9 protein-coding genes and 1 tRNA gene are annotated in these 11,721 nt (G+C 63.0%); 6 read left to right on the forward strand and 4 right to left on the reverse strand.

Going from position 1 to position 11,721, the window contains the following annotated elements; genetic code table 11:
- Positions 1-19: 19 nt before the first annotated feature.
- Complete coding sequence (locus tag ACERIT_RS13545) at positions 20-1,213, reverse strand: iron-containing alcohol dehydrogenase (RefSeq protein WP_373675395.1); 1,194 nt, start codon at positions 1,211-1,213, stop codon at positions 20-22.
- A gap of 113 nt (positions 1,214-1,326) precedes the next feature.
- Here ACERIT_RS13545 and ACERIT_RS13550 point away from each other — a divergent pair, with 113 nt between their 5' ends.
- The 4 genes from ACERIT_RS13550 (at position 1,327) to ACERIT_RS13565 (ending at position 6,893) form a co-directional block, all read left to right on the forward strand.
- A complete protein-coding gene (locus tag ACERIT_RS13550) occupies positions 1,327-1,857 on the forward strand; it encodes a DUF5815 family protein (RefSeq protein WP_373675396.1) in 531 nt (176 codons plus the stop codon).
- 141 nt (positions 1,858-1,998) lie between these two features.
- Positions 1,999-2,214, forward strand: a complete 216-nt coding sequence (locus tag ACERIT_RS13555) for a hypothetical protein (RefSeq protein WP_373675397.1) — start codon at positions 1,999-2,001, stop codon at positions 2,212-2,214.
- 262 nt (positions 2,215-2,476) lie between these two features.
- Entirely contained in the window at positions 2,477-5,803 is a 3,327-nt protein-coding gene (carB, locus tag ACERIT_RS13560; protein WP_373675398.1) for a carbamoyl-phosphate synthase large subunit, read from the forward strand.
- Between the two features lie 91 nt (positions 5,804-5,894).
- Positions 5,895-6,893, forward strand: coding sequence for an alpha/beta fold hydrolase (locus ACERIT_RS13565; RefSeq protein ID WP_373675399.1), 999 nt, complete (start codon positions 5,895-5,897; stop codon positions 6,891-6,893).
- A 4-nt stretch (positions 6,894-6,897) separates the two neighbouring features.
- Here the strand turns inward: ACERIT_RS13565 and ACERIT_RS13570 are convergent, their stop codons facing one another.
- A complete protein-coding gene (locus tag ACERIT_RS13570; RefSeq protein ID WP_373675400.1) occupies positions 6,898-7,548 on the reverse strand; it encodes a TVP38/TMEM64 family protein in 651 nt (216 codons plus the stop codon).
- A 100-nt stretch (positions 7,549-7,648) separates the two neighbouring features.
- Here ACERIT_RS13570 and ACERIT_RS13575 point away from each other — a divergent pair, with 100 nt between their 5' ends.
- On the forward strand, positions 7,649-8,095 hold the full coding sequence (locus ACERIT_RS13575; RefSeq protein ID WP_373675401.1) for a DUF5830 family protein: 447 nt from the start codon (positions 7,649-7,651) through the stop codon (positions 8,093-8,095).
- Positions 8,096-8,136: 41 nt separating this feature from the next.
- Here ACERIT_RS13575 and ACERIT_RS13580 read toward each other — a convergent pair whose 3' ends face one another.
- The gene (locus ACERIT_RS13580) at positions 8,137-9,183 is read right to left on the reverse strand and encodes a hypothetical protein (protein ID WP_373675402.1); all 1,047 of its coding nucleotides are present in this window, start codon (positions 9,181-9,183) and stop codon (positions 8,137-8,139) included.
- 337 nt (positions 9,184-9,520) lie between these two features.
- On the opposite strand from ACERIT_RS13580, the gene ACERIT_RS13585 reads away from it, so the two are divergent.
- Positions 9,521-9,675 (forward strand) — tRNA-Met (locus tag ACERIT_RS13585).
- A 149-nt stretch (positions 9,676-9,824) separates the two neighbouring features.
- Here ACERIT_RS13585 and ACERIT_RS13590 read toward each other — a convergent pair.
- A partial coding sequence (locus tag ACERIT_RS13590) for a PAS domain S-box protein (RefSeq protein ID WP_373675403.1) occupies positions 9,825-11,721 on the reverse strand: 1,897 nt, incomplete at its 5' end.

Here is an 11,721-nt window from a genome sequence, read left to right on the forward strand (position 1 = left end):
ATAGCCAACCCTGTCGTTTTCAGTAGGCCGACTCGAATATTTCGATGATGTCGTCTCTGTCCATCGACCGCGGGTTTCGGTCGATGTTGTGTTTCGAGTGTTCGAGCGCGATGTCGGCAAACTGACCGAACGCCGAGTCGTCGACACCGCCGAGTTCGCCGATCCGGTTCGGGATCCCGACGTCCTCGTTGAGCGCCTCGACCGCCTCGACGCTCCGGTATGCACGCTCGATGGTCGATTCGTCCTCGCGTTCGGGGACGCCGAGGAGACCCGCGATATCCGCGAACCGTTCGGGTTCGGCCGGGACGTTGTACCGCATTACGTGCGGGAGCAACACCGCGTTCGCGAGTCCGTGGCCGATACCGCACTCGATGCCGAGCGGGTAGGTGAGCGCGTGGACGGCGCCGAGACCGGAATTGACGAACGCCTGTCCCGCGGTGGTCGCGGCGAGGCTCATCCGGTATCGCGCCTCGTCGTTGTGTCCCCCCTGATGGACCGCGGGCCGAAGCGAGTCGCTGATCAGATCGATCGCCTGTCGTGCCAGACCGTCGGTATACGGGGTTCGAAGCGTCGAGACGTAACACTCGATCGCGTGGGTGAGCGCATCCTGGCCCGTTGCGGCCGCGACGCCGGCCGGCATCGTGCGGGTCAACTCGGGATCGACGAGTGCCAGATCCGCAAAGAGGTGATCGGAGTAGACGACCTTCTTGTTGTTCTCGTCCTGTTTGTCGGCGAAGACGCCGATGTGGGTGACCTCGCTTCCGGTTCCGGCAGTCGTCGGGAGCAGGACCGTCGGTCGGCCCGGACCGGGAACGTTGTGCATGCCGACCATCTCGCGGGTGGGAACGTCGTGTTCGACGAGGACGGACGCGAACTTCGCCGTGTCCATGCTACTGCCGCCACCCACCCCGAGCACGACGTCGGCGTCGACACGATCGATCTCCGCGGCAGCCGCCTCCGCCAGTTCGAGTTTCGGTTCGGGTTTGACCCCGTCGTAAGTCGCCACCTCGACGTCGGCGGCGTTCAGTGCATCAAGGACGGGATCGGCCGCGCCGGCCGCGAGCACGTGCTCGTCGGTGACGACGAGTGCCGTGTCGATCTCCTCGTTTGTGGCGTACGCCGTCAGTTCGCTCGCCGCCCCCATACCGTAGCGGACCTCGTCGGGGCTTTTGATGTCGTTGACGTCGTCGATCGAACCGAGACCATCGAACATACGAGCAGAATGACGCATCACGAAGAAAAACCTTCGCACGACGACGGGAATACGAGAGGGAAGCCCCCGACTGCTTTCGGGTCCTTTAACCGCCACAGACGACAACCGTGGATATGGCCGATCCACGCGTTCCGGGCGCCGAGGACGCCGTCGAGCTACCTTGCGGGGAGACGATTCGATACGGCGATCTCGATCTGGGCATGCGGGAACTCGAATGTGCGTGCGGGGCGACCCACGGGGTCGTCATGGATGTCCACCCGCCCGACCGGTTCCTCCCGGAGTTCCTCGTCGACGTGTTGCGCGAGGCGATCGAGACGACGAGCGAGGAGATGCCCGAATTCGGGACGCCACACCTGCTCGGCGTGGTCTTAGAGGAGTTCCCCGACCGCGTGGTTGCGATCGATGCCTCCGACAACGCCGAGGTCGGCTACGCCCTCGCGTGGGTGACCGATTTCGATTCCCGCCGGCTTCACGAAATTCTCGTCGAACTCGTCGTCGAACTAATGGAACACGCCGTGAGCCACGCCGAAGACGATGACGCACTCCGGGAGTTCGAACGGCAGATGACCGACTTCGACGTGGCGGAGTTCGTCGATCGATATCGCGCGGAACGCGATATCGAGATCGACGATCCGTATCAGTGATCGACACGTGATCGTCGTATTCGGGCTTCGGTTGGAATCCGGCCGCCGTCGCCCGCATCGTTTTCCACCCACACGTGTCTGACGTTCGTCGGACCGCTGTCTCACTGAAGACTATGTGTATTCCCCCCATATGTAAGACACATGCACACCCAGGAGTTCGAGTCGTTGCGCGGTGTGCTCGCCGACGCCGACGAGCCGTTGACCGCGCGGGAAATCCTCTCGCTCGTCGAGGAGTTCGAGGAGCGCGAGGAGTTCGACAGCCCGCATCGTGTCGCGACCGTGTTGGGTCGGTGGGCGCGGCGCGGCGAGGTGGAGGTCATCGCGGACAGCCCCTACCGCTATCGGCTCAATACCTGATCGCTCCCGATCGACTCCGGGGGGCCGATCGCAGGTCGACGGCCGACCGATCGTGGATCCGACGATCGAGAGCGATACCGACAATAACAGCGGTGTTCGTCCCTCTCGTGGCCATTCCCGATATCGATCGGGACCCCGATGGCTCGTAATATCGTTCGCCAGCCGTGGCACGTGATCGCGTGCCTTGCGAATTTCGAAATTCTCCTGCGAGAATCGTATTCTTTCGCCGGCCTTATTACGATGTGCGTACTCCAAACGGGTAATGAGCGAGACAGACGAGACGTCCGGGGGGAACGATTTCTCCGAGGACCGCACGATCCTGCTCATCGGGAGCGGCCCGATCCAGATCGGACAGGCTGCCGAGTTCGATTATTCCGGCGCACAGGCGTGTCGCGCCCTTCAGGAGGAGGGGGCCCGAGTCGTCCTCGTCAACTCCAACCCCGCGACGATCATGACCGACCCGGAGATGGCCGATCGGGTGTACATAGAACCCATCACGCCCGAGGCGATCGCCGAAGTCATCCGCAAGGAGACCCCCGACGGCGTCATCGCAGGTCTCGGCGGCCAGACCGGCCTCAACGTCACGGCGGAACTGGCCGAGCAGGGCATTCTGGAGGAACACGACGTCGATATCATGGGGACGCCACTCGACACCATTTACGCGACGGAGGACCGCGATCTCTTCCGCCAGCGCATGGAGAAGATCGGCCAGCCGGTCCCGAAATCGACGACGATCTCCCTTGGTGAAGACGAGTCGGTTACCGACTTCGACGAGGAGGCCTTCCGTGGGCGCGTCCGCGACGCCGTCGACGATGTCGGCGGCCTGCCGGTCATCTCCCGTACGACCTACACGCTCGGCGGCTCGGGCTCCGGCGTCGTCGAGGAGTTCGACGAACTCGTCGAGCGCGTCCGCAAGGGACTTCGCCTCTCGCGGAACAGCGAGGTCCTCGTCACTGAGTCGATCGCGGGCTGGGTCGAACTCGAATACGAGGTGATGCGCGACGCCGACGATTCGTGTATCATCATCTGCAACATGGAGAACATCGACCCGATGGGCATCCACACCGGCGAGTCGACGGTCGTCACCCCGTCACAGGTCATTCCCGACGACGGCCACCAGGAGATGCGCGACGCAGCCCTCGACGTCATCCGTGAGCTGGGCATTCAGGGCGGATGTAACATCCAATTCGCCTGGCGCGACGACGGCACCCCTGGCGGCCAGTACCGCGTAGTCGAGGTGAACCCCCGCGTCTCCCGCTCTTCCGCGCTCGCATCGAAGGCGACCGGATATCCGATCGCCCGCGTCACGGCGAAGGTCGCGCTCGGCAAGCGGCTCCACGAGATCGAAAACGAGATCACCGGCGAGACGACCGCCGCCTTCGAACCTGCGATCGACTACGTGGTGACGAAGGTCCCTCGCTGGCCCATCGACAAGTTCGATGACGTCGATTTCGAACTCGGTACGGCGATGAAATCGACCGGCGAGGCGATGTCTATCGGTCGGACCTTCGAGGAGAGCATGCTCAAAGCGCTGCGTTCCTCGGAGTACGACCCGGCCGTCGAGTGGACCGACGTCGACGACGAAACCCTCGAAGACGACTACCTCGAGACGCCGACACCAGACCGCCCGTACGCGATCTTCGAGGCATTCGAGCGCGGATACACCCTCGATGAGATCCGTGAACTCACGGGTATCAAGGAGTGGTACCTCGAACGCTTCGAACGGATCGCTGACGCCTACGAGGGCGCGACGCGCGGGGAGTTCACCGATGCCGCGATCGCGGGCTTCACCGACGCCGAGATCGCTGATGCGGCCTCGTCGGAGGCGCCGGCGGATGTGGACCCCTCGACCACCTCGACCGACGGCGGGACCACCCAGGAAGCGGTCTCAGTCGAGGAGGTGGAGTCGGCGACCTCCGACCGGGCGTTTAAACAGGTCGATACGTGTGCGGGCGAGTTCGAGGCATCGACGCCGTATTACTACTCGGCGCGACTTCCCGAGTTCCTCACCGACACGGATGCCGGCAGCGGGGAGACCGACTACGGGGAACTCGAGCAGATCGATCCCGACGTCGAAAGCGTGGTCGTCATCGGCGGCGGTCCGATCCGCATCGGACAGGGCGTCGAATTCGACTACTGTGCGGTTCATGCGGTCCGTGCACTCCGCGAGATGGGAATCGACGCGCACGTGGTCAACAACAACCCCGAGACGGTTTCGACCGACTACGACACCTCCGACGGACTCTTCTTCGAGCCGATCACCGCAGAGGAGGTTGCGGACGTCGTGGAGGCGACCGACGCGGACGGGGTAATGGTTCAGTTCGGTGGACAGACCTCCGTCAACGTCGGCGAGCCGCTCGAAGCCGAACTCGATAGGCGTGAACTCGACTGCGAGATCGTGGGCACCTCCGTGGAGGCGATGGATCTGGCGGAGGACCGCGATCGGTTCAACACGCTGATGGATCACCTGGGGATCGCCCAGCCTGCCGGCGGAACGGCGACGAGTCGCGAGGAGGCCCTCGAACTCGCTCACGGGATCGGCTATCCCGTCCTCGTCCGTCCCTCCTACGTACTCGGCGGTCGTGCGATGCGAGTCGTCGAGGACGATGCGGAACTGGAACGGTACATCGAGGAGGCCGTCCGTGTCTCTCCGGACAAGCCGATCCTCGTCGATCAGTTCCTCGCGGACGCGGTCGAACTGGACGTGGACGCAGTTGCCGACGGCGAGGACGTCCTGCTCGGCGGCGTGATGGAACACGTCGAGAGCGCGGGCGTCCACTCGGGCGACTCCGCGTGCATGATTCCCCCGCGCTCGTTGTCCGAGGACACTCTCGAACGGGTCCGTGAGGTGGTCGAGGAGATCGCGACCGCACTCGACACCGTCGGGCTGTTGAACGTCCAGCTCGCGGTGACCGGCGTCCACGATCCGGACGTGGAGTCGACCGTCTACGTGCTCGAAGCGAATCCGCGCTCCTCGCGGACGGTCCCGTTCGTCTCGAAGGCGACGGGCGTTCCGATCGCAAAGATCGCGGCGAAAGTGATGGCCGGCGAGACGCTCGCCGATCTGGACATCGACGAGCAGATTCCCGAACACCTGAGCGTCAAGGAGGTCGTGCTCCCGTTCGACCGCCTGCCGGGATCGGACCCACGGCTCGGTCCGGAGATGAAATCGACCGGCGAGGTGATGGGCACCGCGACCTCCTTCGGGAAGGCCTATGGCAAAGCGCAGGATGCGACCGGTAAGCCGATCCCCGACTCCGGCACCGCCGTCGTCGACCTGTCTGCCGAGGAGTTCCCCGACCCGGACACCGAGGCCGGCGAGGAACTCGTCGACGGCTTCTCCGAGTACTTCCAGTTATCCACCGCGACCGACCTGGTCGAGGCGGCCCGCAGCGGCAACCTCGACCTGATCGTCTCCCGACAGCGCGAGCTGCTTGAGGTGGCCGTCGAAGAGGAGATCACCTACTTCTCCACCCTGGCCAGCGCGAAGGCCGCACTCGAAGCCCTCGACCACGCGGAGGACGATCTCGACATCCTCGCGGTCTCCGACCGGCCGAAACGGGTCGCCGACTGGGGAACCGGCGAGTAGGCACCGATCGGGATCCGTTTGCGATCCCGTCGTTCGGTCTCACGGTTCGATCGTCCGACAGTATTACCCATTCTACCCCCGATCATCGCGTATGCCCCGCGAGCCGCCCCCGGGAGGGTCCGAATCGTCGGGGCGCTCCTCGTCACCGGAACCTTCCTCGTCGCCGTCTGGTTCGCCTCGACCCACAGGGGATGACCCTGAGGCGCGCCTCGACGACGAGATTCCCGAGTCGGTTCCCGGCAAATCCCGATTCCGGGAGGCGAACGACGTCCGACTGCACGTCGTGGAGGCGGGTCCCGAGGACGGCGAGTTGCTCATCCTTCTTCACGGCTTTCCCGAGTTCTGGTACGGGTGGAACGAGGCGATCGCACCGCTCTCCGAGGCCGGCTTTCGCGTCGTGGTCCCCGATCAGCGCGGCTACAACCTGAGCGAGAAACCGGCCGAGATCGCGGCGTATCGGATCGACGAGTTGGCCAGCGACGTCGTCGGCCTGATCGAGGCCTACGGTCGGGAGACGGCTGTCCTCGCCGGACACGACTGGGGGGCAGCCGTCGGCTGGTGGATCGCGCTTCATCATCCCGACCGCCTTCGGCAGTTCGTCGCAGTCAACGTTCCGCACCCGACCGTCTTCGAGCGGACGCTTCGCGAGTCGTGGCACCAGCGGCTACGGAGTTGGTACTTTCTCGCGTTCCAGATCCCTCTGGTCCCCGAGCGCGTCGCGCGAATCGGCGATTGGGCTCCGATCGTCTCTGGCATGCGACGGTCGAGTCGCCCGGGAACGTTCGACCCGGGTGATTTCGATCGGTATCGTCGTGCGTGGTCACGACCGGGAGCGTTCACCGCGATGGTGAACTGGTACCGGGCGGTCGTCCGTGAGCGCCCCTCGCCGGCACGAACGAGCGTTACGGTCCCGACGCTTGTCATCTGGGGAGCCGAGGACGAATTCCTCCAGCAGTCGATGGCTGCGGCGAGTGTCGAACGCTGTGTCGATGGTCGACTCCGTACGGTTCACGACGCGAGCCACTGGATCGTCCACGAGCGCCCCGACCGAGTCGTCGCCGCGATCCGCGAACACACCGAATGCGACTAGATGTTCACAGAGGGCCCATCGATCGCTTCGATCGCCCCGTGTACGTTCGATAGCACGGACCGGCCAGAAGCAGCGCGGCAACGCCGATCATCCCGACGAACAGGGTCGGATCCAGGACGGAGATGTCGCCGGCGAGCAGGTGATCGGCGGAGACCCCGACTGCCACGCCGGCGACGACCCACGGCGTCTCACCGATCGCGGTACCGAGGAGGAATGGCCGGAGATCGACGCGGGAGACGCCGGCTCCTACCGAGACCACGTCGGAGGGGAGCGGCAGAAATCGGCTCGCAACCACCGCGCGGGTTCCGCCCGTCAGGTCGACGACGCGTTCTCCGGTTCTGACGAGTCGTCCGCTCGTTCCCCTCCATCCCACTCGCGAGAGCACGTACGGCGGGATCGCGGTGAGCGTCAACAATGCGATCCCGAGAGGGACGCCCGACCAGCCGTAGCCGTAGCCGACTCCGACCGCCAAAAGCGTCGTCGGGAGCGCGAGAAACGGTCTGAAAGCGGCGAGTGCGACCAGGGCGATCCCGAACATGATCGGCGCGCCGGCGATCCGCTCAAGCGGTGCGAATACGGCCGCCGGCGAGGTGGTCCACGCGGCGGTCGCGACGGCGGCGCAGACGGCGATCCCGGCGACGAGGCGGCGCTTCACGCGCCCGAGTTCCCGGCCGAACGATAAACGCCTTGTGGAGTCCGAACGCGTTCGATTCATCCCGCCGGCTTATACGCGTCGGCACCGAACGGGGTGCGTGATGAGCGATCCGCGCGGCGATTCGGGCGACGCTCCCGCCAGCGACCCACCGAGTGACGGGGTCAACGAGAGAACCGGCGCGAAAACCCGCAAGCGAAAACGCGAGATCGGGATCGAGCTACTCGCCCACCTGGAGGACGAGTCGCTGTCACTTCCGGAGGCGGTAGACCGGATAGAGACCGTCACCGAGAGCCCCTCGCTCACCCGGGAGATCCTCGATACGGCGGAGAAACGCGGGATAATCGTCCGCGAGGACGGTCGACTTCGAACACGCCGCGGTGGGACGTACGTCTCCTTCGACCGACAGGTCGCCGTTCGCGAGGGGGACTTCGAATGCCGTCGGTGCGGTGCTTCGATCTCGACGGGCCATTTCGTGCGCTTTGAGGCCGGCGAACTCGGTCCGTTCGGATCCTCATGTGTCCGTAAGGTTACCGGCCGCGAGTCGTGAGACCTCAGGGGCTCGCCCGATCCGGATCTCACCCACGGAAGCTATCGACCGCGCCGAAGCTCCTCGATCAGTTGGTCGATGAGTTCTGCCTGTTTGTCGATCCGGTCGCTTTGCGCCTCGACCGCCTCGCGCAGCGCCTCGATCTCAGCCGCGATCTCATCGTCCTCAAGTCCGGCGGGTTCGAACCTGGTGTCGCCGAACGCCGCGCCATCGTCGCTCGGTTCGGCGCCCGTCACTGCGTTGTTCGAGGCTTCGTTCCGCTCGGTTGCGAGCGAGTCGGACCTTCCGCCGAGTGACTCCTCTTCGAGCGGCGTCTCCATCGCCGTCGACGCCTCCGATCCGGTGTCTGTATTCGTCGAGGGCGATGGCGAGAGCGGATCGGGGCCTTCTCCGAAGTCCGTCGAGGCCGATCCGGACGCGGTCTCCTCGGTGGCTGCTTCCGCTTGCTCTTTTTCGTGGATGGCGCGAAGCTCCGCGATGCTCTCGACGTCGTGATACGCACAGATCGCATCGCTCAGGGTTTCACGAACCGACCGCGCCGACTCGTTGGGTGCCTTGAACCGCTCCTGGCGCCCGTCGAGAGTGAGCACGATGGAGGTCGCAACCGTTCCCTCCTCGAAGTCCAGATCGACGACGTCGCCGTAGTGGAACTCCTCGAACTCCTCGTCCCAGACGACTGATCCGATGTGTTTGACGATCCGATCGCTCGTGATTATGAGCGTGAGTTCGGAAAACCGGAACGTTCGAAGTACCGATTCGCCTGGATCGGTCACGTCCGCAGCCGAGAGGACGCCCGCGAGAAGCGGGTGTAACGCCTCGTCGGTCCGCGTTGTGGGAACGGTCACGGTCTCCTCGCCGTCGAGGCCATAATCGAGCGTGAACGTCGTCTTTCGTCGTCCCTCGGAGACGTCGATCCGCTCTGCTCCGTGGGGATACTCCTCTATCGACTCATCCGAGAGGAGTCCATCGGCACGATAGATGAGCGTTCGGTCGGCCGTCACCGCGAGGACGTCCTCGCCGCCGAGATCGACGGTCGCCACGACGTCCCCCTCGCCGACGGCGGATGCGAGCAGATCGGGAAGGCTCATTGGAAAGTGAATCCATCGCCCACAGTATAAATCCGCGGGTCCCGACAGCCAACTCGTCATCGATTCGATCGATTGGCGTCGAGAATCGGACCATCGATCCATATCGACGCCTCGACTGATCTACCGCGATCGGTACGATTCGTCATCCACGTTTGTCATCTACGTTCGTCAGCCCAGTCCCTCATCCCAGTCAATCGTCCCAGTTCGACGTCCGAGTTCATCACCCCAATCCCTCGTCCGTTCGACCGTCACGTCCGTCGGTCCGACCGTGATCTCGGGTCCCAAACCGCGGGGAGATGGGAAGCTTAAAGAGTCCCATCCCGGTACGTGAACATGAGGCCGGGTGGCTTAGCTGGACATAGCGCCGCACTCATAGGGTTTCGCAGATTCGGTGCGGCACTCGCCTTGGAAGCGTCCGCGACCCCGTCGGGGCCCGCCGAGCCTCGAACCTGGGCGATGCGGAGATCGCGGGTTCGGAGCCCGCCCCGGCCATCTACCATTTTGTCGACCTGAACAGTCATAAACACCGATAGACGACGTGATGGCAAGTGTGCGGATTCTGTTGCGAGTACGGCAGTTGGTCCAGATCCTCGGTCGCAGGCGTTGAAACGGTGTGTCCGGATGATCGTGTTCGGCCACTCTCACCACGTCGGTCGTTGGAGCTCGATCGTTATGATATTGCCACGTGGATCGTTTTCTTCGAAGGTGAGTGTGCCCCCAGACTGCTCGACGATCCAGTTGACGAGCCACAACCCGAGCCCGCTGCCGTGATAGAGTGGCTCGACGTCGTACTCTCGGGTCAAGACGTTAGCTTCCTCCTCCGGAATTCGAGGCCCCGTGTCAGCGATCGCTACTCGAACCGTTTCGCCGTGCGGTTCGACAGTGAGTGTCACGTCGGGCGTCTCCTGATCGTTATGGATGATCGCGTTCTCGAGCAGTTCCTCGATAGCCCGCTCGAGCGTTCCTATCGCAATTGCGGAAGCCTCCTCGGGATGGTTGAATTCGATGGCGGCCTCAGGATAGTCGTCGCGTACGTCAGCCACGACGGGCTGACAGACGTCGCCGACGACCTCAACTTCCTCCCGCTCGGGCCGTTCGGCGATGACGTCGACGATTTCCCGCTCCTTCTGGATCGTTTCCATAAGTCGCCGGCTCGTTTTGAGAATCATCTCCGTTTCGTCAGCCATATCGTCGACCTCGGACCTGATCGTCTCCGCATATCCCTGGATCGTCGCCATGGCGTTCCGCAGATTGTGCCGCAACACCCGGTCCAGAACACGTAACTGTTGGGTCCGATCGGTCCGATCGGAAACGTCCCTGATCGCGGTGATCGTTGCGGGTCTCCCCCCGTAATCGAACAGACCGACACTCAGTTCGACAGGAAGGGTATCACCGTCCCGTCGACGGATCTCGATTTCGTAGGTTTTTAACTCCTCGTCGCTTGCAAGTCGCTGCTGGTGCCGCTCTGCAACCGTTGTGTGATACTCCTCAACGATGAAATCGGTCATCGGCTCACCGATGAGTTCATCCGGTGAATAGCCCACCAACTCAGTAATACGACTGTTTACGAACTGGATGACGTCGTCCTGGATGATCACGAGTCCATCGTGGACGTTCTCGATGACGGCCTCGTATTCTTCCTTCTTTTCTTTGAGTCTCTGTTCTCTTGCTTTCCGTTCAGTAATATCCTGGACGACTCCGATCGCTCTCACGGGGTCGCCTGAATCGTCGAACGTGAACTCTGCTTTTTCTCGCATCCATCTCACACCCCCATCACTGGTTATGATGCGATGACTGATATCGTACGGTTCGCCCTCCTTGGCAGCCTTCCACTTTTCGTTGACGTATTCTCTGTCGTCTGGATGAATAAACGACAGAAACGTGTCATGATCGATCAGACCCCCCTCATCCTTGGCACCCCACATTTCGGCGATTTGATCGGACCAATACGTTTTGTCAGACGAGATGTCTTTTTGCCACCAGCCGATATTTGCCACGCCCTGTGCAGTCTCGAGATGTATCCGGCTTTCCCGGCTCTCGGTGACGTCCTGCAGAACGAAGTCAACGACGTGGCCCTCGGGAGTTTCAGTGCAGAAGGCGGTGATGCGTCCCCAGATGAGTTGCTCATCCAGTGTCTCCAATTGCGCGGTCGTCGTCGCCAGTTCACCCTCGGAAACCTCTTCGAGGAATGATCCCAACTCGTTTTCGTCACGCCACAACTCTGCAAAAGGGTGGTCAAGGAGTGCCTCCTCCGAGTGTGCGTCAGTAATCTCGACGAATCGTTCGTTCACCTGCAAAAATCGGTGATCCTCGTTTGGATCCAGGCGACCCACGCCGACAGGTAGATTCGTCCAGAGCTGCTTGTAGCGCTCTAACTCACTTTGGCGCTCCTTTCGCTCGGTTATGTCCCGTTGAATGGCGACGAACCTTTCGACAATACCGTCTGCATCTCGAATAGGGGCGATCGTCTGCTCGGCGTGGTATCGCTCGCCGGATTGCTTTACGTTTGTAATCTCCTCTTTCCAGATCTCGCCATCG

The sequence above is a fragment of the Halopenitus sp. H-Gu1 genome, assembly GCF_041821145.1.
GTDB lineage: Archaea > Halobacteriota > Halobacteria > Halobacteriales > Haloferacaceae > Halopenitus.